Raw genomic sequence first — 21892 nt, 5'->3', positions numbered from 1 at the left:
ATTTTGTATATATTTTTCTTTGAAAAATTACCAAGATAATTTAGTATTCATACTGTTTTATCAAAACATACCTATAATTAGCAGCAATTTTAACTTTTTAGAAGCAAAAGCTTTACATGTGATCATATTAACATAAAGAGCTAACAATTCCGTTTCTTTACCTTACAATCATTTACACTCGCACAACCTTACCGTAAAATGCCCGCACTGATGAAACGACAATTAGATTCTTGTCATTTGGGGTCGTGGATGAGACTTATGAACTACAAAAAAAGCATTGGAGCAATCTCACTTGTTGCAGCAGCCTTATTATTAGGCGGTTGTGATATGGTGTTGATGGATCCGAAAGGCGCCGTTGGCGTAAAACAAAAAGAACTGATTCTTATTGCAATTGGTTTGATGCTCCTTGTTGTGATTCCTGTTATTTTCATGGCGATTATCTTCGCTGTAAAATATCGTGAATCCAATAAGTCAGCTACCTACCGTCCTAACTGGGCTCACTCTAACAAAATTGAGTTAGTCTGTTGGACAGTTCCTATCATTATTATCATTATTCTAGGTGCTATCACTTGGAAAACGACTCATGAGCTGGACCCGTATCAGCCATTAGTTAGTGATCAGGAACCTGTTACCATTCAAGTTATTTCAGCTGACTGGAAATGGATCTTTATCTATCCAGATCAAGGCATTGCTACAGTCAATGAAATCGCATTCCCTACTGGTGTTCCTGTAAACTTCAAAATCACGTCTGATTCTGTGATGAACTCATTCTTCATCCCATCTTTAGGTGGACAGATCTACGCGATGGCGGGTATGCAGACAAAACTTCACTTAATCGCTAACGAACCAGGTACCTATAAAGGCTTCTCAGCAAGCTATAGCGGTCACGGGTTCTCAGATATGAAGTTTAATGCTATTGCAACAGCAGATCGCCAAGGCTTCGATGAGTGGGTACAGAAAGTAAAAGCATCACCAAAAACTATGGATACGATGCAGGCATTCGACGAAGTTGCTAAACCTAGCATGAACGTTCCTGTTACCTACTTCTCTAGCGTGAAACCTAAACTTTATGAAGATATCATTATGAAGTTTGGTCATGAGCACCATAAAGGTCACGCTCCTGTAGATGCGAATAATGAAACAAATCATTCTATGCACATGGGCAACACTGCTCAAGCGCAAGAATCTACAGGTCATTCAATGCATATGAGCCATAACGCTCATGCAGGCGCTGAGGAATAAGGGCATGTTTGGAAAATTAACACTGGACGCAGTTCCACTTCATGAACCGATTATCGTTGTTACACTGATTGCCATTGTCCTCGGCGGACTCGGCTTAGTCGGTGCAATCACCTATTTCGGAAAATGGAAATGGCTGTGGAAAGAGTGGTTAACCTCTGTTGACCATAAAAAAATTGGTATTATGTACATCATCGTTGCGATGGTGATGTTATTCCGTGGATTCGCGGATGCGATCATGATGCGTGGCCAGCAAGTACTGGCTTCAGCGGGTCAAGAAGGTTTCTTAAACCCTCACCACTATGATCAGATCTTTACAGCGCACGGCGTTATCATGATTTTCTTCATGGCAACTCCATTTGTTGTTGGTCTGATGAACTTAGTTGTTCCTCTGCAAATTGGTGCCCGTGACGTTGCATTCCCATTCCTTAACTCCCTGAGCTTCTGGTTCTTCGTAGTGGGTGTTGTATTAATCAACATCTCATTAGGGGTAGGTGAATTCGCACAAACTGGTTGGTTAGCATACCCTCCTCTGTCCGGCTTGGAGTACAACCCGGGAGTCGGGGTCGATTATTGGATATGGAGTCTCCAGATATCCGGTATCGGTACGCTATTAACAGGTGTTAACTTCTTCGCGACCATTATCCGCATGCGTGCACCGGGTATGTCGATGATGAAAATGCCAGTATTTAGCTGGGCAGCATTCTGTACCAACATCCTGATTATTGCAGCATTCCCAATTCTGACAGTGACTATCACGTTACTGACATTAGACCGTTATCTGGGCACCCATTTCTTCACTAACGATATGGGCGGCAACATGATGATGTACATCAACCTGATTTGGGCATGGGGTCACCCTGAGGTGTATATCCTTGTTCTGCCAGTGTTCGGTGTGTTCTCAGAAATTGCAGCAACCTTCTCGAAAAAGCGTCTGTTTGGTTATACCTCACTAGTGTGGGCAACCATCGTTATCACCGTGATGTCCTTCATCGTATGGTTACACCACTTCTTTACGATGGGTTCAGGTGCGAACGTTAACGCCTTCTTTGGTATCGCTACGATGATTATCGCAATCCCTACAGGGGTTAAGATTTTCAACTGGCTGTTCACCATGTACCAAGGTCGTATCGAGTTCAAATCACCAATGTTATGGACTATCGGTTTTATCATCACCTTCTCTGTGGGTGGTATGACTGGTGTTCTGTTAGCGGTTCCAGGTGCGAACTTCGTTCTGCACAACAGCCTGTTCCTGATTGCTCACTTCCATAACGTTATTATCGGTGGTGTGGTATTCGGATGCTTCGCTGGTATGACTTACTGGTTCCCGAAAGCTTACGGCTTCACGCTGAATGAGAAATGGGGTGTTCGTGCCTTCTGGTTCTGGATCACTGGTTTCTTCTTAGCATTCATGCCGTTATATATCCTTGGCTTTATGGGTATGACCCGTCGTCTGAGCCAAAATATTGACCCAACCTATCACGGTATGCTGGTTGCAGCTGCGTGTGGTGCAGGTCTGATTGCTCTGGGTATTGCTTGCCAAGTTATCCAAATTATCGTGAGTATCCGTGACCGTCATGAAAACCGTGATTTAACCGGTGACCCATGGGGTGGACGTACTCTGGAGTGGGCAACTTCTTCTCCGGCACCATTCTACAACTTCGCTGTTGAACCACAGATTCAAACTCGCGATGCTTGGTGGGATATGAAAGAGAAAGGTATCGCTCATAAGAAACCTACTTCATATGAAGAAATTCATATGCCGAAAAATACAGGCGCTGGCGTTATCATCGCTGCATTTAGCTTGATTTTTGGTTTCGCAATGATCTGGCACATCTGGTGGCTGGCAATCGTTGGTTTCGGTGGCATGATTGTTACTTGGATTGCAAAAAGCTTCGACGAAGATGTTGATTACTACGTACCTGTGGCTGAAATCGAACAAATCGAGAATAAGCACTTTGAAGAATTACGTAAGGCAGGTGTGAACGATGTCAACTAATACAATGACTAATCATAATGTAGCCCATGCAGAGCATGGGCACCACGATGCGGGTGCAACAAAAGTATTCGGATTCTGGATCTACTTAATGAGTGACCTGATCCTGTTTGCTAGCTTGTTTGCAACTTACGTGGTTTTATCTGATGGCACTGCTGGCGGTCCTGCTGGTAAAGACATCTTTAGTTTGCAGTTCGTATTAGGTGAAACATTCTTACTGTTATTCAGTAGTATCACCTACGGTTTTGCAATGATTGCAATGCACAAAGAGAAAGTGGCTGCCGTTAACTTATGGCTGTTCATTACTTTCTTATTTGGTCTTGGCTTCGTTGTTATGGAAGTTTATGAGTTCCACGAACTGATCGCTGAAGGCTACGGCCCAGATCGTAGTGGCTTCTTATCTGCTTTCTTCGCATTAGTTGCGACTCACGGTATCCACGTAACTTGTGGTCTGGTTTGGATCATTCTGATGATTATCCAAAACTGTCGTCGTGGTCTGACTGCAGTTAACAAAACCCGTCTGAACTGCCTGAGCCTGTTCTGGCACTTCTTAGATGTTGTTTGGATCTGTGTATTTACCGTTGTTTATCTTCTGGGGGCTATTTAAATGAGTCATGCAAAAGATGCTCATACTGGAGCAAGCCACGGTAGCGTTAAGACATACCTGATTGGCTTTATTCTGTCAGTTATCCTGACTGTAATCCCTTTCTGGATGGTGATGAATGGAACAGCTTCACAAGGCGTTATTCTAGCAACTGTTGTTGGAATGGCTGTTGTGCAAATCCTTGTACACCTTGTTTGTTTCTTACACATGAATACATCATCAGATGAGCGCTGGAACCTGATTGCATTCCTGTTCACTATGCTAATCATCGGTATCGTTGTTATTGGCTCTCTGTGGATTATGTACAACCTGAACATCAATATGATGCTCGACTAAAGAGTTGCCGATATGTTTAAGCAATACCTGCAAGTGACCAAACCAGGAATTATATTCGGAAATTTGATTTCTGTGATCGGCGGTTTTCTGCTGGCCTCTAAAGGGTCAATTGACTACCCGCTGTTTATTGCGACTTTGCTGGGTGTATCATTGGTCGTGGCTTCTGGTTGTGTATTTAACAACTACATCGACCGTGATATTGACCGTATCATGGAAAGAACTAAGAATCGCCCTTTAGTTAAAGGGCTGATTGACCCGAAAGTTAGCCTGATTTACGCTGCTGCATTAGGTATTGCTGGTATGGTGCTGCTACTCGTAGCAGCCAATGCACTGGCAATGCTACTTGCACTCATTGGTTTCATTGTGTACGTGGGCGTGTATAGCCTGTACATGAAGCGTAAGTCAGTTTATGGCACGTTGATTGGCAGCCTATCTGGCGCAGCACCACCGGTTATCGGCTACTGCGCTGTCACAAATGAATTTGACGCTGGAGCCTTAATCCTGCTGTTAATATTCAGCTTGTGGCAGATGCCGCACTCATATGCCATCGCAATTTTCCGCTTTAAGGATTACAAAGCCGCAAACATTCCGGTGTTACCCGTGATCAAGGGCATATCTGTCGCTAAGACTCATATCTTCTTGTATATCCTTGCGTTTATGGTCGCTACATTAATGTTAGCGATTAGCGGATACGCGGGCTATAAATATCTGGTTGTCGGCGCTGCGGTTAGCTTATGGTGGCTTGGTATGGCAATTTCTGGTTTCAAAACCGAAAATGACGACCGAGTTTGGGCGCGTAAGCTGTTCATCTTCTCCATCGTAGCGATTACTTCGCTGAGTGTGATGATGTCAGTTGACCCAACCGTTACAAGCGATACTGTTATAGCGTTAGTCCGATAATTTATTGCATTATTGACAATAAATGTGTTCAAACGGCGGGGAGTGCAAACTTCCCGCCGTTTTTCTTTGTCTGCGAATATTTTTGTGATGATTTTTATGGTTAAATAGCCGCCTGCTATCAATAAGCCAATGTCTTTATATAATAACAACCTAACTGACTGATTTATCTTTAAATTAACACCAAAACAGCTACAACCCGAAATAAAAAGAATAATTTAAGCTCATTAAGATTTAATACTCTAAATAGTTTGGGTTGTAGCAAGGCGGCAAGTGAAGCTAATCCCTAGGAACGTAGATAACTACGTGACTAGGGTTAGTGAGCGTAGCCAACACCGCTACAGCTCAAAATATAACGAGTATTTTTATGAATGATAATAAAATGACCCACCTAGAACTCCGCGCCACTTGGGGACTAGGATCCGTATTCTCCCTTCGCATGCTCGGCATGTTTATGGTGCTCCCGATCCTCACCAGCTATGGGATGCACTTACAGGGCGCTAACGAGTTTTTGATTGGCTTGGCGATCGGTATTTATGGGCTTAGCCAAGCTGTTTTTCAAATCCCTTTTGGTTTAATGTCTGACCGTATTGGTCGCAAACCACTGATTATTTTTGGGTTGCTGATATTTATTATGGGCAGCGTCATTGCCGCATTAAGCGATTCTATTTGGGGCATTATTATTGGTCGAGCTTTACAGGGAGCTGGCGCTATCTCTGCTGCCGTTATGGCCTTGTTATCGGATTTGACCCGTGAACAAAATCGTACAAAAGCGATGGCATTTTTAGGTATAAGCTTTGGCGTAACGTTTGCTATTGCCTTAGTTTTAGGACCGATTGTAACCCATGCCGTTGGTTTAAGCGGTTTATTTTGGGGAATCACTTTATTAGCCGTCGGCGCTATTTTCGTTACTATCTTTGTGGTACCTAACAATACTCACCATGTTGTAAACCGTGAATCTGCTTTTGTTAAAAGCAATTTAAAAGCCGTTTTACTTAACTCTCAACTTCTCAAGCTGAATGTTGGGATTTTAAGCCTACATACACTGTTAATGTCCAGCTTTGTCGCCCTCCCCTTGATCATGGCCGATGCCGGTTACTTGGCAAAAGATCACTGGAAAGCGTATTTAGTCACCATGTTAGTCGCCTTTGTTTGCGTACTTCCTTTTATTATTTACGCGGAAAAACAGCGCAAGATGAAGCAGGTTTTCCTGTTCTGCATTTTGCTCTTAGCGGCTGCGGAAATTGTTTTATGGCAATCAGGTCGCCAACTTTGGATTATCTTCTTAGGGATCCAACTGTTCTTTATTGCATTTAACGTGATGGAAGCCATTTTGCCGTCCCTGATCAGTAAAGAAGCGCCTGCCGGATACAAAGGCACAGCCATGGGCGTCTACTCCACCAGCCAATTTCTAGGAGTAGCCTTAGGCGGAATTCTGGGCGGCTGGTTGTATAAATTTGAAGGGGCCAGTACCGTATTTATCGGCGGATTACTACTTTGCGTTATCTGGTTCGTTATCAGCTTAACCATGAAACAACCGCCTTACGTCAGCAGTATTCGCATGGTTCTCCCGCATCGTTTTAAAAATATCAGTAAGCTTCAGGAACAGTTAAAAGCCATGAACGGTGTGCTTGATGTGGTTGTGATTGCTGAAGAGATGAGTATTTATATCAAGATTGATAAAAAAGTGGTTAACCGAGCAGAGCTTGAAGCCATTGTTCATGCTTAATCATATGTAATCTTATAAATAACAAATAGCCCGCAATATCGCGGGCTATTTTCAATAACTAAAACACGCTTATCAATTAGTCGCGGAAGTTATTGAACTGGAATGGTTGACCTAAATTGCCGCCACGGACTAACGCCATAACAGCTTGCAAATCATCTCGCGCTTTGCCCGTTACACGCACTTGTTCACCTTGAATTTGCGCCTGCACTTTCAACTTGCTGTCTTTAATCAGCTTAACAACTTTCTTCGCCATACTCGCTTCAATGCCTTGTTTTAAAGTCACTTCCACGCTGTAAGTTTTACCACTATGTACAATATCTTCAGGGACATTCAGCACTGCGCCATCAATTCCCCGTTTTGCCATTTTCTCTCTTAAAATATCAAGCAGTTGTAAAACTTGGAAATCGGATTCACTGGTCACTTTGATAGACTCATTCTTATCGTTCAGTTCAAAGCTTGCAGTGATATTTTTAAAATCCCAGCGGCTAGTAAGTTCGCGCTGAGCATTTTCTACCGCATTGCGGACTTCACTCATTTCAACTTCAGATACAATATCAAATGATGGCATTTTAACGCTCTCCTATAATCAATAGGCTTATAATAGCTTATTTGCCCATGACACTCCATGTTGTCAGATTGGCTCACTTGTATAACACAACTAATTATTTGGATATCCTATTAAAATCGCTATGATGGCGGTTATTAATCCAAATCAACCGCTCTCAGATAGTAGGGAAAATCGATGAAAATAACCCTGATTGGCTGTGGTGCTATTGGTAAACTTTGGCTAGCCGCCCTTTCCTCACAAGGACACGATGTCCAAGGATGGCTGCGAGTTGCTCAATCCGACTTATTTGTTGATGTTAATGGACCTGACGATAAAATTTTCCGCGAATTAATTCCTTGCAATAATCATCAGCATCTACACACAAGCGAATTAGTGATTGTCTGTTTGAAAGCATGGCAAGTTTCAGATGCCTTATTGCCCTTGCTGCCCATCATTCCTGAAACTAGCCCGATTCTCTTACTGCATAACGGGTTAGGTACATTGGAAGAGTTAGGCACATTGCGCCATCCATTTTTGAGCGGAGTTACAACTCATGCGGCATGGCAAGATAACAACCAAGTTTTTCATATTGCTAGCGGCATCACTCATATCGGCGCCGTCAACTCTCAAGCAGAAGCTTATTACCCTATCGCCAATATTTTGCATGAAGCCCTACCGGATGTGGCATGGCATAATCAAATCCTCAATACTATTTGGCGAAAACTGGTGGTTAATTGCGTGATAAACCCGCTTTCCACGGAACACAATTGTACCAATGGGCAAATCATTCACTATCCAGAACAGATTGTTCGGGTCATAGATGAATGCTGCCAAGTGATGGTTGCCGAGGGATTGCATACTGATAAAGAAGAGATGACTGAACGCGTCTATGACATTATTCATCAAACCTCAGAAAACTATTCATCCATGCTACAAGATGTGCGACATCATCGCAGAACTGAAATTGATTACATCACGGGCTTCTTAATCAAAAAAGCCCGAGCTCATGGCTTAGCCACCCCTGAGAATGATCGTTTGTACCACTTAATTAAAAATAGAGAACAAAGTTATGACAACCTCCGTGCTGATATGCATCGCCAATGGTAGTGAAGAAATTGAAACCGTCACTACTGCCGATTTACTGGTTCGTGCCGGAATACAGGTGACATTAGCCAGTGTGACGGAAAACGGAGCGTTAGAGATAACCGCATCTCGAGGTATTAAACTCGTTGCTGACCTGCCCATCATCCGCGTTGCGGACGAACCTTTTGACGCCATCGTGTTACCCGGCGGTCTAGCCGGTGCAGAAGCTTTTCGTGATAGCCCACTGGTGGTTGAGAAAGTCAGGCGCATGCATTTAGATGGAAAAATTGTGGCAGCCATTTGTGCCGCCCCTGCATTAGTTTTGGAATACCACCAACTATTTCCTCTCGGAAACATGACTGGTTTTCCAAGCATGCGAGATAAAATTCCAGCCCATAAATGGGTCGATAAGCGCGTCTACTTTGATGAGCGAGTGAATTTACTGACTAGCCAAGGTCCTGCGACAGCCTTTGACTTTGCACTGAAATTAATTGAATTATTGCAAGGGCGAGAAACCGCTGCCAATGTCGCCTCACAACTCGTTTTGCCACCGGGCATTAATGATTATCTGGAAGATTAGAAACAAAAAAGCGAGCTAATCAGCTCGCTTTTTCATTCAATATCACCTGACAACTTACGGGCGATAAACCTTAATATTCTCAAAGCCTTGCTCTTTCAAGTACAATGCTTGCAGACGGCTCATTACACCACGGTCGCAATACAACAGGTACGTTTTCTCTTTTGGTAAATCACCAAATTGCGTGCCCAGTTTGTAGAATGGAATATGTTTAATTTCAATTCCTTCGACCTTCAATGGCTTATCTTCAAACTCATCGATTGAGCGAATATCTAAGATAACTTCATTATCTGCCGAAAGTTGGCTGACCATCTCAACTTCAGGTACTTTCTCAAGACTTTCTTGCGCGATCTGGCGAATATCAATGTTTTGTGCCTGCTCAACGACAGACTCTAAGATACCAAAATCAAAGTTCTCTTCTTCCGCTTCAATACGTGCTTTCACCGCTTTCACGGTTGGGCTTTTCGAAATCACACCGCAATATTCCGGCATGGTTTTCGCGAAATCTTCCGTACCAATTTGACGAGCTAACTTGATAATGTGTTCTTTATCGTGAGAGATCAGCGGACGTAACACTAAGGTATCTGACGCATTATCAATTAAACGTAAGTTAGTTAGCGTTTGGCTAGAAACCTGTCCCAGTGCTTCACCCGTTACGATAGCTTGAACGCCATAGCGCTCAGCCACTTTAGAAGCCGCACGTACCATCATACGTTTTAATACGACACCCATTTGACCGTCATCGACTTTCTCTAAAATCTCAGCCACAACAGGTTCAAAGTTAACGGCAATAAAACGCACTTTATGGGAGCTGCCAAAGCGGTTCCATAAATAGTGAGCAATTTGCTTTACGCCAATTTCATGGGCAGCACCGCCGAGATTAAAGAAGCAGTAATGCACTCGGCAACCACGGCGCATTAACATATAGCTGGAAACCCCGGAGTCAAAACCACCTGAAATCAGTGACAGTACATCTTCTTGTGTACCAATTGGGAAGCCGCCGATCCCTTCGATACGCGCTTTCACGAGGATCAAATTGTCATCTTCAATTTCCAGATGTACGGTGGTATCAGGATCTTTCAGTTTCACTTTTGCGGAAGCGATATGCTGATTTAAACCGCCACCAATATAACGCTCTGCATCAATGGATGAAAATTCGTGTTTACCACGGCGCTTCACACGCACACAGAACGTTTTGTTCTCCACTGATGCCCCGTAGGCTTCCAGTGTCATTTCAAAAATATGGTGTAAACTGGTGAAAGGCTTCTCTTCCACTTCTAAGATGTGGTGGATGCCGGGAATGCGGCTCAGCATGTCACAAATTTCGTCGTGCTTTGATTCCCCTTTAACACGCACTTCAATGTTATCCCAATTACGGACAACCGAGATCTCTTCGCCAAGACTCTTCAATACATTGCGGATATTACTGGTTAGAATTTTAATAAAACGGAGTCTAACTGTTTGGCTTTTGATAGTGATTTCTGGGAATAACTTAATAATAAACTTCATAGTCGTGGCATGTTCTTGGTTAGTGGGGCAAACGGACGTTGCGAAAAAGTGACTGTCGTGCACTTTACCAGTTGTCAATAAAGAGGCGTATTATAGCACTATCTTGCGTACTGAATCTAAAAACACCAATAATAAATTGTAACCATTGCGAGACTAAGTTAGTCTGCACAATAATTAAAGTTTCCCCCACTTTTAAGTGATTTAACATTAGTGATTAACGATTATGGCTAAAGAAAAATCTCAGCAAGTTCCCACTGTTAGTTTTGAAAACTCCCTTCAAGAGCTTGAGCAAATTGTCGCTCGCCTAGAATCCGGAGAGCTACCTTTGGAAGATGCCTTAAACGAATTTGAGCGAGGCGTCCAAATTGCTAAGCAAGGTCAAAAAGTCCTTCAGCAAGCAGAGCAACGTGTACAAATTTTGCTGAGCGATGACGAAAATAAAGCCCTCGACGATTTCTCACCTGATACAGAATAAATTATGTCCGAACAACACCCAGACACCTTTGTGCGCCAGCAACGCCAAGCTCACGATAGAGTTAATCAATACTTATTAACCTCATTAGATGCGCTCCCTTTTGCTGATCTGCCATTAGCACAAGCCATGAAATATGGCACTTTACTTGGTGGTAAGCGCTTACGCCCTTTCTTAACGTATGCCGTCGGTGAAATGCTGGGCGTTAGCCTGGATAGCTTAGATGCACCCGCTGCCGCTGTAGAATGCATCCATGCTTATTCGCTGATCCATGATGATTTACCTGCTATGGACGACGACGACCTGCGTCGTGGGCAACCAACTTGCCACATAAAGTTTGGTGAAGGTAATGCCGTACTCGCCGGAGATGCCTTACAAACATTCGCATTCCAATTACTCTCCAGCGCCCCTATGTTCGATGTGTCCGATAAAGACCGCATTGCGATGATTGCAGAACTGGCTTATGCCAGCGGTTTAGCGGGTATGTGCGGTGGACAAGCATTGGATCTTGATGCTGAAGGCAAGCACGTTGATCTGATTTCACTCGAGCGTATCCACCAGCATAAAACTGGCGCATTAATCCGAGCCGCTATTCGTCTCGGCGCCTATGCCGCAGGTCATAAAGGTCATCAAGCATTAGCTAGTTTAGATAAATACGCCGAATCTATTGGGCTTGCCTTTCAAGTTCAAGACGATATTCTAGACGTCATCGGAGACAGCGCAGTGACAGGCAAACGCCAAGGTGCTGATGAACAACATGAAAAAAGCACTTATCCATCACTGTTAGGTCTTGAAGCTGCCCAACAAAAAGCCAAAGAGCTCTATCAAGATGCGATCGCGGCTTTAGAATCATTGCAATCCCAAGGTTACAATACAGAGTTATTGAGAGCTTTAGCCAATTTTGTCATTGAGCGCAAAAGCTAACAATATACTTTGCCTTTTGGTATAGATAAGACCGATAATTATAACATTGATTACCTGAGTAACTTAGAGCCGTTGTGACAACTTATAAAATACGTTCAACACACAAAAATCACGGTCAGCAACCGCTCGACGTTAACAGGCATCGCCCTAATTAATTTAAGTAGTGAGCACCTAATGAGTATAGATACCGCGAAATATCCAACGCTGGCACTGGCAGAGACGCCTGATGAACTGCGCCTTCTGCCAAAAGAAAGCTTGCCAAAGCTTTGTGATGAACTGAGACAATTTCTATTAAATAGCGTCAGTCGCTCGAGCGGTCACTTTGCCTCTGGATTGGGCGCCATTGAATTAACTGTTGCTCTACATTATGTCTATAAAACCCCGTTTGATAATCTTGTTTGGGACGTCGGTCATCAAGCGTACCCACACAAAATTTTGACTGGGCGCCGTGACAGAATCGACACCATACGTCAAAAAAATGGGTTACATCCATTCCCATGGCGTGCTGAAAGCGAGTACGACATTCTTAGTGTTGGTCATTCCTCAACCTCCATTAGTGCCGGTTTAGGTATGGCTATCGCCGCAGAAAAAGAAGATAAAAACCGCAAAACAGTTTGTGTTATCGGTGATGGCGCCATTACTGCGGGTATGGCTTTCGAAGCCATGAACCATGCTGGGGATGCTGCGCCCGATATGCTGGTGATCCTCAACGACAATGAAATGTCGATTTCAGAAAACGTTGGCGCGCTGAATAACCATTTAGCCCATTTACTTTCCGGCAAGCTATATACCACGCTGCGTGAAGGTGGAAAGAAAGTTTTCTCGAATATTCCGCCAATCAAAGAGTTACTCAAGAAAACGGAAGAACATATCAAAGGCATGGTTGTGCCTGGCACCATGTTTGAAGAATTAGGCTTTAACTACATTGGTCCTGTTGACGGACACGATGTGATTGCGCTGATCCAAACGTTAAAAAATATGCGCGAGTTAAAAGGACCTCAATTCCTGCACATTATGACCAAAAAAGGTCGTGGCTATGAGCCGGCAGAGAAAGACCCAATTAGCTGGCACGCCGTACCTAAGTTTGACCCTGCCACTTTTACGTTACCAAAAAGCAAAGATACCAGACCGACATTCTCCAAAATTTTTGGGGATTGGTTATGTGAAGAAGCTAAAGACGACGATAAACTGATGGCCGTCACCCCAGCGATGCGTGAAGGTTCTGGTATGGTGCGTTTCTCGAAAGAGTATCCAGACCAATATTTTGATGTCGCGATTGCTGAGCAGCATGCAGTAACCTTCGCCGCGGGACTTGCCATTGGCGGTTACAACCCAATTGTGGCGATTTACTCCACCTTCTTACAACGTGGTTACGACCAAGTGATCCACGATGTCGCTATCCAGAAACTCCCAGTGATGTTTGCCATTGATCGTGCCGGTATCGTCGGTGCTGATGGTCAAACTCACCAAGGATCATTCGATATTTCATTCTTACGTTGCATCCCAACAATGGTGATCATGACGCCAAGTGATGAAAATGAATGCCGTCAAATGCTGCACACTGGCTACCATTATCAAGAAGGTCCTACCGCGGTTCGCTACCCTCGTGGCGCAGGTACAGGGGCTGAGCTAATGCCATTAGCACCGCTTGAAATTGGTAAAGGGATTGTCCGCCGCCAAGGTGAAAAAGTGGCGATCCTCAGCTTCGGGACATTACTGAGTAACGCCTTAGAAGCCGCAGAACAAATCAATGCCACCGTCGTCGATATGCGTTTTGTGAAACCATTAGATGAAGCGCTGATCTTAGAAATGGCCAATACCCATGACCTGATCGTAACGTTGGAAGAAAATGCGATTATGGGCGGTGCAGGCAGCGGTGTGAATGAATTCCTAATGAGCGAGAAGAAAATCCTGCCAGTTCTGAATTTAGGTCTACCGGATTTCTTTATTCCTCAAGGTACTCAAGATGAGTTATTAGCAGATCTCGGTTTAGACGCGACAGGGATCGTGAGCGCCATCAGTACTTACCAGAATAAATAACTTATAGAAAAATTAAGGCGTTACCACAAAAGTAACGCCTTAACTCATTGACTAATTTATCTTACTTTTAGCGCATAATTATTGATAATTCTGCACTGCCACTCACCTTACCCGCCACATTATTACCACGAGAATAAAGCTCATACACGAGCTCATTATTAAAACTGACATTGGTTTGCTGTGCAGTGATTTTGGCTAAATCAATTGGGCGTTGATCTAAAGTAATCGGTGTTTTATTACCATTCACCATGACGTACATTTTGACATACGCACCGGCTTGCTGTTGAGCATTCAATAAGTTCACTTCCAGATTATTGCCTGCGTAATATTGCGGTTTCACATTGCCTGATAACGAAATCGTCGCTGCGACCTTATTCACGATTTGATCGCACTGCACTGACATGTTGTTTCGCATAGTCGAAAGCAACTCATTACTTTTGCTACTCGCGCTGTGAGAACCAAAATTCACATAAGATGGTGTATTTAAAGTGCAAGTTAGCCCTGATACCGTCACGATAATATTTTCCGCTTTGGAGACGATTTGCCTCGCCGTCGTTCCATTTCTAGGATTTTGAATAACAATCCCAATATCATCCGCTAATCGATAAGTTCCATTGCGCTGATTACCTGTACCATAAATCAACATACGCCCTGTCGCAGTAACGGAATGGCGTATTGCTGGTGTTGGAGTACTTTGGCTCGGTGACCAAAGACACCCTCCCGTACCGAGCTGTTCATTCGTGCCCGAACCCCATCCATTAAAATGGCCTGTAATAGTGTCAATGTAAGTATTCAGTAGTGACTGCCTTCTTTCATCAACAAACACAAATTCGGGTACCATGATCATATCACCACCCGCAATAGGCATCCCTCTGACACCATCAATATTGGTGACTAACCCTCCACCATCAACACAGTAATTTATGATCCCATTAAAGTTATTATAAAACTGTACATAGTGAAAATTGGCAGTTTCCCCCCAAGATGGTGCACTTGTCGTTCCCGTTAGCGAGGTATTATATTCACCATAAACACCAATCAATCCACGCCCATTCATAACCGTCACTGTTTTTGCAAAGCTGGGTGCACTCGCCATAAAAACGAGCAAACCGCTCAGTAGTACGCTTTTCCATCCCACAAATGTCTTTTTCTTGATTACATTGGTTTTCATAAAATATTCATCCGATTAGTGGCATGACAAGGTTAAATTACGTAATGACGAATAGGCATTTTCTGTGGATTTATCCATACTAAAAGGCGCTTCACAGCGCTCAGAACCACTTTTGCCCCATTTGATAACTATCTGCCCTGACTCTGGCAATCCACTTAAATAAACGCGTCCGTTATCACTTACAATGCCTGAAATGATGGCATCATCTGTATTATCATCTTGGTGCAACGAGGCGATTGCGCCCATTGGAACATTGTTCGGTTGCTGCAAAGTGATCATCGCTTGATACCCTTTTAAGGTTTTAAAGTTCGCTCTCACGATTGCCCCTTTAGTTGGGTAAAGGTTCAGCGCATTCTCTTTGCTTTCAACGTTCTCAGGTAATGTATTCACATCCAAATTTGCAATATTTTGCGTATAGTCTGATAAATGCGGAATAATACCGTAACCATTGGCATCGATAACCGTTGAGCCATTATTCACCTTAGTTCCCGCTGCATCTGGGGCATAAACTATGGCTGCCGAATTACCTAAATACTGACTTAGCAAAACACCACCTGAATGGATAACTATTCCACCTGATGCATTGGCATACATCATTTGGCTATCACGGCCATAGCTATATCCACCGCCGTAATACCCTTTACTGCCTTGATAGCCCACATTCACCGAGCTTGTCATTTTTTGATCGCGATTATCGCCACTTTCAGCCAGCTGATAACTCAGCTTGTTATCTAATAACTGGCCATTAATACCAACCTGCTGGTAAGTGCGCCCTGAATTATCATGGCTCACTTGGAACGTACTATTAATGTTCTCAATATTCTTGTGTTCACTGAAAATACTGAATGGAATACTCATATTCACACTAACTTGCTTATTTTCAGGCCAATTTCCATTACCTTCGGTACGGCTAATGCTGTAATCAATGCCATAGTTGATACCACGATAAAAACCGTTATAACCAATGCCTAGCGTCGTTACTGTGTCAGATTTACCCCAATAATCACTGCGCATTCCGCGTAAATAGATAGAACCCCATTTACCCAGAGATTGGTTAATATAGGTTTGGAAACTGCTACGCTGGCGACCATTAAGCCACGGTGCAACGTTCTCTTTTAACTGATAACCCACTTGGTTGAAATCCGCAAAACTGTAGTATTCTTTCGTTGAGTAGCGCAGTGCGGTTAAATCAACGGATGTGCCACTTTCTGATAAGTTTTTAGAATAGCGAACACGAAGAGATTGCCCTTGCTTACTTTCATGATTAATTGAGGCTTGTGCGTGGGTAATATCCATGGAAAGCGCACCAAAACTACCGAGTGAAATCCCAGTTCCAACCATTCCGCTCCAATAATGATTTGCCCCGAGTAAACCTGTATACAGAGTGATTGCCTTCGGTAAACCATAGATCAGCGTTCCCATAATAAATTGCTGCTCTTTAGAACCATCCGTGAGCCCTCCATCATATTTACCCGCAGCAACTTCATATTTAACTCCACCAGCGCGTTGCATGACGGGTAATGAAGAAAATGCCTGAGTGAATACTCGGGTTGTTCCATCTTCCTCTTGAACTGAAACCTCTAAGTCCCCTGCCGTTCCTGTTGGATAAATATCATTGATGACAAAAGGCCCTGGAGCCACATAGGTTTGATAAATAATGTTGCCATTTTGTCTGATGATGATCCGCGAGTTAGACATGGCAACACCGCGAATTTCTGGCGCAAATCCACGATCCCCTTTGGACAGCATGAGTTCATTCGATAACAAGCGAACACCTTTAAATGGAACGCTATCAAAGACATCGCTGAGAGTACTGGTTTCCCCAATCACTAACTCAGAATCTAAACGCTGAATGTCCCGTGAAACCGTTGTGCGCGAAAACTCGCTTTCCCGATGACTGGTGCTGTAGCCATTGCTCTTGGATTTGTTTTCCATATACAGAAAATTTGAACGCAAGCGCCACGCCGCCAAGTTAAAACCACCGCTAATATTGGCATACAACGAATCATTGGTATTTTTACCACTTGCACTAGAGCCACTGTGCTTTTGTTTACTGCCATTGATTTGATAATTAAACAAAAACGCAGTAATCCCTTGGTCCAATAAACTCGGGTCTATCGCACCACGCGCTTTATGACGCATAGCGACTTGAGGAATATTGATATTGAGATCCAACTTAGATACATCAAACTGAACTTGAGAATCTGGTAGAACCGCCTCTAAAGACGCGATCGGTTCATCTTTTGGTAAGGATCTTAATGTTGGAATACTCTCAACATTAACGCCATATTCATCCAATAATGCTGGCGTAATTTCCGGCACGATATTTCCCGCCGCATCCGCAGAAAAATAGATCTCTTTTTGCCCTTGATCTTCTTTGTTGATCCTCAGCGTAACCACATAACGCCCCGCCGTTACCGATTCAGAGCGCGTAAATGCAGATAAATCAATGCTATCTATGCTAGTTCCTTCAGGTAGATTTAAGAGTGTTGGATCAAAATAAGGTTCTGCCGCCGCATTTCCCATGGATAAACAGCATGCAAGAGCCAAAGCAATTGGAGAAACGGTAAAAGCGCCATCACGCATTTTAGCTTTCATTCTCGCCCCTCACTTCAACCTTTGTCGGTATGCTGTATTCGTTCAACACACGCCATGAGATCGTACCTGATACATTTTTTTCGAGAAAAATAACTTGTTGCCCAAAAGGGGCAATTCCATGAGTGAATTTTTCTACTGGCACCTCATAATCCCCCACTGACAGACTGGCTAATGTCATAGAGAGTGGCGTTGGATTAGTAATCGTGATTTTTCTACCTTGCGCGGTGACGCCTAACTTTGCGGTTTGAGCATCTAAACGCAATTCTTCAATTTGTTTCGGGCGATACAACATTTTTAAATAAATAGTTGGCGCCAAAATAAATTGTGATGAGGCCTTATCATTCGCACTAGATTCTGGGATCACTTTCAGTGCAACGTAGAAAACAGTTTCTCTGTCGGTAGCGAGTTTTCCATCATTAACACGCTGAATACGCCAGTTAAAACGCTCATTGATATCTAATTTATGTAATGGCGGCGTAATCAAAAAAGCCTCATGACTTTCCCCTTGATGTTCAGTCAAAGGTAAACCCGTTTGAAGATCCGTCGGTACAACCTGCGCCTGGATCAATGCCGCTTTTGAGGTGCCATTTTGTAGACCCGCAGAGATCCCTTTGGTATTACTTTCCAAATAGACCAAACGTTCAGGTGAAAAATGAAAACCTTCATTTGTCTCTGAGGCAAATGCAGGGCTTAGCCCCATCATCAAAACCCATCCACACAGCAATTTCATTACTGACATAACAGCCCCTTATTCTCCTTCACCGAACCGGAGTAAGGTGCAGTGTCACCACCGTAATCATTGATGGCTTGCCAACGCATCGGCGTTTGTACAGAAATGGATTCTGAAATCGCCAATGTCTGCTGACTAAACGGCGCCACCATCGTGCCAGCTAACTGAGCAAATACTTGATGACCCACTTTGACTTCGCTGAGCGTAATAAAATAAGGGGAGTGATTCGCAACACATAAACCTTTCGGCAATGTGTGAAATTGCAAATTAGCAACGGCAGCATCTGGCGACTGAGTAAATTTAACGGGACGATAAAATAGCTTAATGACTAAGCGAGTACCGATAGATAATTGCGCCGCTGCATTTTCTGTTAATTCAGGAGAAACACCCGGAATAGCAATCGCGCTAAAATAGAAAACTGACTCTCTATCTTGAGGCAATGATTCTGGAGAGCTTTGTAATAAGACTTTCATCGTTTGCTGTTTATTCGCATCTAAACGATATAAAGGTGGAATAACAGAAAACAGTGGCGATTCTTGAGTGCCCGTTGGTGTATTAAATACACCGGACTGAATTAAATAAATGTCATCACTGTCATTGGTTAATACCACTGATTGCTGAGTGTCGGAATCACTCCAAATAATACGACTTTTTTCTAGACGTAATCCCGCTTGTGCTGAATTAACGTTAATGCTAATTAACAGCACCAATAAATGAGAAATAAAAAATAATGCACCTGTTTTCTTAAACATTTTTGAAAGTATTCCGTTATTTTTATTATGAATAGATTTATCACTCAATAAACGGCTCAATAAGCTAAAACGGTAAACATCATGGTGGCTTTAAATGTGCCTAATTGAATTTTCTGAACGTTTTGACAATTTCCACATGAAAGTGCCGTGACCACTGTAATTTGACTTCCTTGATTACTGGTCGTAGACAAATCCCAAACTGAATCTCCACTGACCTTATTTTTTCCATCTGCTTTTAATCGAATCCCCACACCGCCTGAAGAGCCACTTTCCTTAAACAAGGCTTCCCCGTTCATGACTTGACTAGGGCCAGTCACAATGACTTTGCTACCATTTAATGTTCCCAGTCCTGAGCAGTTAGCTAAGGTTAAAATAACATTACGATTCAGAGCGGTACTGGTACCTAAGTCATTATCAACAATGGTTTGAGGTTTCACTTTTCCATAAGCCACCACACTTTCGGAGAGGTTTACATCGCACGTTCTGCGATATAAATGCGCATCAAAGTTAATGCTCACCGAATTTGAAGCCGCAAACAGTTCCCCTGTAAAAATAAACAATAAAGCCATGAGAAAATATGAATATTTGTTCATATCGCCTCCATTTATGGCATCACGACAGTAAATAAAATGGCTGCTTTCACGGCACCTGCGGTGACGGTGTTATTACCAACTTGGCGAATAAAACCTACCGTAAAAGGTTTTTCTCCATCATTAGCCCCTGCGGGTAGGAGCACCGAATCACCATTAACGACTGTTTTTCCTGCATTGTAATAACCAGAAAGCTCCTTCACCGCGCCATCTTTCAGCATAAAACCAACGCCTTTGGCGCCTTTTGGATCAGCTGTTAAAAACAAATTGGTATCGGCAGCTGTATTCCCTGTCACTTTTATTTCAGGGCGAGCATTGGTTTCATAGCCCGTACATTTATACGACAAGCTTAATAGCTGGATATCTACCGCATCATTCGCCGCAAATTCGCCCACAGAAGGACGCCGTTTGAATTCTATCAACGAAGGGCTAATCGCAATATCACACTCTCCTGCATTGTCAATTTCTGCGGTCAACTCTAAGGTATTCGCTGCATTCACTTCAGGTATCGCCACAATGGAATATATCCCAGCGAAAAGCACCCATCGATACTGTCCTAATTTAAGGTTGTGAATACTCACTTCGTCCCCCAAGATCATTGATGACAGCCCAGACTTTTTTGCCTTTTTTCACCGGGGTTGGGTAATCCATACTGCTAAAAGGCGCTATCATGGTGTTATTCATTTCAGGGTTTAACGTCACCGCTTTTCCCCCCACACTCAATGATGACAATGTGATGTAATACGGCGATGGATTAATCACTTTGATTCCGCTCACTGTCTCTTCAAATGTCAGGCTACCTTGAGCTTGTTCTACCGTTAACGTCAGGTTTTTAGGGCGATAAAAAACTTTAATCACGCTCTCTAATGCAATTTTCACTTCACCTTTCATCGCTGCATTCTGTTGCCCAGCATTCTTTTCACTTGCCGCAATGGCTCTAGCATGAAAATAAAAAACAGATTCCCTATCTTTCGGTAATGCAGATGCTCCAGCACCTTCCACTAAGCGAACATCGCGCTGCTGTTTTGATGCGAGATAGAACATAGGAGGAAGCACATCTAAAGTTTGGTCTTGCGCCGTACCTTTGGCGATTTTTGTCAGATAAACCTGAACCAAATATTCTTCCTTCTCTGTACTATTTCGCAGAGTGACAGGGACTGACTGATTGCCTTGGTTGAAAATGACTCGAGTGGCATTGATACCGACGCCAGCCGCAGACGCAGTTCCTACTTGAATAAAAAACAGGATTGCAAAAACAGGAAGCGTACGGAGTAAAGTTAATAATTTCATGTTTTACCTTCTCGTGATGCGTTAAAAAGTGAAATGGCAGAAACCTGCCATTTCACAACAAACTTACTCGTAGCTTACAGAGAAAGTAATCGGCGCTTCGATACGCTGTGAAGCGGGTTTGATCACAGTTGAGTTCAATGCCACATTCATTGGGATCACAGCAGAACCGCCTTCAGCCAGAGACTTAATGCTGCTTAATTGAACGTTTGTATTTGGCTTTACTTCTTTACCGTCAGCAGTCACTGCCACACCAACAGTTCCTTTTTCAACATTGTTAAATAAAGAAGTATTCGCTGCTAAAGCAGTACCTTTCGCATACATTTGTACGAATTTACCACTTTCACCATCAAACTCTTGGCTACAGTTAGATAAGCTCATATCAAAATTATGAGTGCTACCTGCAATCGTTCCGATATTTTCAATATCTGAAGAGATAAAAGTCCCTAAATCGATATTGGTATTTGTGACGCTTAAATCACATGTTGCAGCAGCAATATTTCCAGTCACTGTTACTTGTGCGTTCGTTGCAGACATTGCTGCACCTGAAAAACCTAAGCCAGCAGCGATAGATAATACGATCAGATTTTTTTTATTAATTAACATAGTAAACCCTTATTAATAGATAATATAAAATTGAGATAAATATATTTTTATCAAAACAAAACCGAGATGACTTTATTAAAAAATAACAAGCCAAATAGAAAAATTTAATTTTTCTAAAAAAAAATAAGGCGTGTTTTATAAAAATTAATTCTTGCTTGTTATTTCACAAGCATACTACTTGAATATCCTTACTCGGTATACGCAC

Annotated in this window: 21 protein-coding genes; 11 read left to right on the top strand and 10 right to left on the bottom strand. The window is 43.0% G+C overall.

Annotation, left to right across the window (positions count from 1 at the left end; genetic code table 11):
- The first annotated feature begins 249 nt into the window (after positions 1–249).
- The 6 genes from cyoA to JK188_RS08455 all read left to right on the top strand — a co-directional run bounded on the left by cyoA (position 250) and on the right by JK188_RS08455 (position 6801).
- Positions 250–1242: a cytochrome o ubiquinol oxidase subunit II gene (gene cyoA / locus JK188_RS08480; RefSeq protein WP_211886634.1), complete on the top strand. Its 993-nt coding sequence runs from the start codon at positions 250–252 to the stop codon at positions 1240–1242.
- Between the two features lie 4 nt (positions 1243–1246).
- Complete coding sequence (gene cyoB / locus JK188_RS08475) at positions 1247–3238, top strand: cytochrome o ubiquinol oxidase subunit I (RefSeq protein ID WP_154628300.1); 1992 nt, start codon at positions 1247–1249, stop codon at positions 3236–3238.
- Positions 3228–3842: a cytochrome o ubiquinol oxidase subunit III gene (locus tag JK188_RS08470; protein WP_036953890.1), complete on the top strand. Its 615-nt coding sequence runs from the start codon at positions 3228–3230 to the stop codon at positions 3840–3842. The genes cyoB and JK188_RS08470 overlap by 11 nt, the downstream gene beginning before the upstream one ends.
- Positions 3843–4175, top strand: coding sequence for a cytochrome o ubiquinol oxidase subunit IV (locus JK188_RS08465; protein ID WP_006657209.1), 333 nt, complete (start codon positions 3843–3845; stop codon positions 4173–4175).
- Positions 4176–4187: 12 nt separating this feature from the next.
- Positions 4188–5075 carry a heme o synthase gene (gene cyoE, locus JK188_RS08460; RefSeq protein ID WP_036953887.1) on the top strand — a complete coding sequence of 296 codons (888 nt, stop codon included), beginning with the start codon at positions 4188–4190 and terminating at the stop codon, positions 5073–5075.
- A 364-nt stretch (positions 5076–5439) separates the two neighbouring features.
- On the top strand, positions 5440–6801 hold the full coding sequence (locus JK188_RS08455; protein WP_211886636.1) for an MFS transporter: 1362 nt from the start codon (positions 5440–5442) through the stop codon (positions 6799–6801).
- 76 nt (positions 6802–6877) lie between these two features.
- Here the strand turns inward: JK188_RS08455 and JK188_RS08450 are convergent, their stop codons facing one another.
- Entirely contained in the window at positions 6878–7369 is a 492-nt protein-coding gene (locus JK188_RS08450; protein ID WP_036953882.1) for a YajQ family cyclic di-GMP-binding protein, read from the bottom strand.
- A 174-nt stretch (positions 7370–7543) separates the two neighbouring features.
- On the opposite strand from JK188_RS08450, the gene panE reads away from it, so the two are divergent.
- Both panE and yajL read left to right on the top strand, forming a co-directional pair.
- The gene (gene panE / locus JK188_RS08445; protein WP_036953879.1) at positions 7544–8455 is read left to right on the top strand and encodes a 2-dehydropantoate 2-reductase; all 912 of its coding nucleotides are present in this window, start codon (positions 7544–7546) and stop codon (positions 8453–8455) included.
- Positions 8418–9011 (top strand): protein deglycase YajL, encoded by a 594-nt coding sequence (gene yajL, locus JK188_RS08440; RefSeq protein ID WP_211886638.1) that lies wholly within the window; start codon positions 8418–8420, stop codon positions 9009–9011. The genes panE and yajL overlap by 38 nt, the downstream gene beginning before the upstream one ends.
- A gap of 54 nt (positions 9012–9065) precedes the next feature.
- Here the strand turns inward: yajL and thiI are convergent, their stop codons facing one another.
- Positions 9066–10517, bottom strand: coding sequence for a tRNA uracil 4-sulfurtransferase ThiI (thiI, locus tag JK188_RS08435; protein ID WP_036953873.1), 1452 nt, complete (start codon positions 10515–10517; stop codon positions 9066–9068).
- Between the two features lie 223 nt (positions 10518–10740).
- Here thiI and xseB point away from each other — a divergent pair, with 223 nt between their 5' ends.
- The 3 genes from xseB (at position 10741) to dxs (ending at position 13953) form a co-directional block, all read left to right on the top strand.
- The gene (xseB, locus tag JK188_RS08430) at positions 10741–10992 is read left to right on the top strand and encodes an exodeoxyribonuclease VII small subunit (RefSeq protein WP_036953869.1); all 252 of its coding nucleotides are present in this window, start codon (positions 10741–10743) and stop codon (positions 10990–10992) included.
- A gap of 3 nt (positions 10993–10995) precedes the next feature.
- A complete protein-coding gene (gene ispA / locus JK188_RS08425) occupies positions 10996–11913 on the top strand; it encodes a (2E,6E)-farnesyl diphosphate synthase (protein WP_211886640.1) in 918 nt (305 codons plus the stop codon).
- Between the two features lie 174 nt (positions 11914–12087).
- Positions 12088–13953 carry a 1-deoxy-D-xylulose-5-phosphate synthase gene (gene dxs, locus JK188_RS08420; protein ID WP_211886642.1) on the top strand — a complete coding sequence of 622 codons (1866 nt, stop codon included), beginning with the start codon at positions 12088–12090 and terminating at the stop codon, positions 13951–13953.
- 67 nt (positions 13954–14020) lie between these two features.
- Here the strand turns inward: dxs and JK188_RS08415 are convergent, their stop codons facing one another.
- From JK188_RS08415 to JK188_RS08380, 8 genes are all read right to left on the bottom strand, one after another.
- Positions 14021–15124, bottom strand: coding sequence for a hypothetical protein (locus JK188_RS08415; protein WP_211886644.1), 1104 nt, complete (start codon positions 15122–15124; stop codon positions 14021–14023).
- A 15-nt stretch (positions 15125–15139) separates the two neighbouring features.
- Complete coding sequence (locus JK188_RS08410) at positions 15140–17722, bottom strand: fimbria/pilus outer membrane usher protein (RefSeq protein ID WP_249215464.1); 2583 nt, start codon at positions 17720–17722, stop codon at positions 15140–15142.
- On the bottom strand, positions 17712–18461 hold the full coding sequence (locus JK188_RS08405) for a fimbrial biogenesis chaperone (protein WP_211886646.1): 750 nt from the start codon (positions 18459–18461) through the stop codon (positions 17712–17714). Before JK188_RS08405 ends, JK188_RS08410 begins: the two co-directional genes overlap by 11 nt.
- On the bottom strand, positions 18452–19204 hold the full coding sequence (locus JK188_RS08400; RefSeq protein ID WP_211886648.1) for a fimbrial biogenesis chaperone: 753 nt from the start codon (positions 19202–19204) through the stop codon (positions 18452–18454). The genes JK188_RS08405 and JK188_RS08400 overlap by 10 nt, the downstream gene beginning before the upstream one ends.
- A gap of 56 nt (positions 19205–19260) precedes the next feature.
- Positions 19261–19797 (bottom strand): fimbrial protein, encoded by a 537-nt coding sequence (locus JK188_RS08395; RefSeq protein ID WP_249215465.1) that lies wholly within the window; start codon positions 19795–19797, stop codon positions 19261–19263.
- A gap of 11 nt (positions 19798–19808) precedes the next feature.
- A complete protein-coding gene (locus JK188_RS08390; RefSeq protein ID WP_336431242.1) occupies positions 19809–20375 on the bottom strand; it encodes a fimbrial protein in 567 nt (188 codons plus the stop codon).
- A complete protein-coding gene (locus tag JK188_RS08385; RefSeq protein WP_211886652.1) occupies positions 20356–21084 on the bottom strand; it encodes a fimbrial biogenesis chaperone in 729 nt (242 codons plus the stop codon). The genes JK188_RS08390 and JK188_RS08385 overlap by 20 nt, the downstream gene beginning before the upstream one ends.
- 63 nt (positions 21085–21147) lie before the next feature.
- On the bottom strand, positions 21148–21687 hold the full coding sequence (locus tag JK188_RS08380) for a fimbrial protein (RefSeq protein ID WP_211886654.1): 540 nt from the start codon (positions 21685–21687) through the stop codon (positions 21148–21150).
- Positions 21688–21892: the final 205 nt, after the last annotated feature.

Source organism: Providencia sp. JGM181, from assembly GCF_018257375.1.
GTDB lineage: Bacteria > Pseudomonadota > Gammaproteobacteria > Enterobacterales > Enterobacteriaceae > Providencia > Providencia lanzhouensis.
This window is presented reverse-complemented; position numbering and strand designations above follow the sequence as displayed.

Bases quoted from the DNA above. Each gene is read 5' to 3' on its own strand.
- cyoA (WP_211886634.1), top strand. From the start codon at position 250: ATGAGACTTATGAACTACAAAAAAAGCATTGGAGCAATCTCACTTGTT.
- cyoB (WP_154628300.1), top strand. From the start codon at position 1,247: ATGTTTGGAAAATTAACACTGGACGCAGTTCCACTTCATGAACCGATT.
- JK188_RS08470 (WP_036953890.1), top strand. From the start codon at position 3,228: ATGTCAACTAATACAATGACTAATCATAATGTAGCCCATGCAGAGCAT.
- JK188_RS08465 (WP_006657209.1), top strand. From the start codon at position 3,843: ATGAGTCATGCAAAAGATGCTCATACTGGAGCAAGCCACGGTAGCGTT.
- cyoE (WP_036953887.1), top strand. From the start codon at position 4,188: ATGTTTAAGCAATACCTGCAAGTGACCAAACCAGGAATTATATTCGGA.
- JK188_RS08455 (WP_211886636.1), top strand. From the start codon at position 5,440: ATGAATGATAATAAAATGACCCACCTAGAACTCCGCGCCACTTGGGGA.
- JK188_RS08450 (WP_036953882.1), bottom strand. From the start codon at position 7,369: ATGCCATCATTTGATATTGTATCTGAAGTTGAAATGAGTGAAGTCCGC.
- panE (WP_036953879.1), top strand. From the start codon at position 7,544: ATGAAAATAACCCTGATTGGCTGTGGTGCTATTGGTAAACTTTGGCTA.
- yajL (WP_211886638.1), top strand. From the start codon at position 8,418: ATGACAACCTCCGTGCTGATATGCATCGCCAATGGTAGTGAAGAAATT.
- thiI (WP_036953873.1), bottom strand. From the start codon at position 10,517: ATGAAGTTTATTATTAAGTTATTCCCAGAAATCACTATCAAAAGCCAA.
- xseB (WP_036953869.1), top strand. From the start codon at position 10,741: ATGGCTAAAGAAAAATCTCAGCAAGTTCCCACTGTTAGTTTTGAAAAC.
- ispA (WP_211886640.1), top strand. From the start codon at position 10,996: ATGTCCGAACAACACCCAGACACCTTTGTGCGCCAGCAACGCCAAGCT.
- dxs (WP_211886642.1), top strand. From the start codon at position 12,088: ATGAGTATAGATACCGCGAAATATCCAACGCTGGCACTGGCAGAGACG.
- JK188_RS08415 (WP_211886644.1), bottom strand. From the start codon at position 15,124: ATGAAAACCAATGTAATCAAGAAAAAGACATTTGTGGGATGGAAAAGC.
- JK188_RS08410 (WP_249215464.1), bottom strand. From the start codon at position 17,722: ATGAAAGCTAAAATGCGTGATGGCGCTTTTACCGTTTCTCCAATTGCT.
- JK188_RS08405 (WP_211886646.1), bottom strand. From the start codon at position 18,461: ATGTCAGTAATGAAATTGCTGTGTGGATGGGTTTTGATGATGGGGCTA.
- JK188_RS08400 (WP_211886648.1), bottom strand. From the start codon at position 19,204: ATGTTTAAGAAAACAGGTGCATTATTTTTTATTTCTCATTTATTGGTG.
- JK188_RS08395 (WP_249215465.1), bottom strand. From the start codon at position 19,797: ATGAACAAATATTCATATTTTCTCATGGCTTTATTGTTTATTTTTACA.
- JK188_RS08385 (WP_211886652.1), bottom strand. From the start codon at position 21,084: ATGAAATTATTAACTTTACTCCGTACGCTTCCTGTTTTTGCAATCCTG.
- JK188_RS08380 (WP_211886654.1), bottom strand. From the start codon at position 21,687: ATGTTAATTAATAAAAAAAATCTGATCGTATTATCTATCGCTGCTGGC.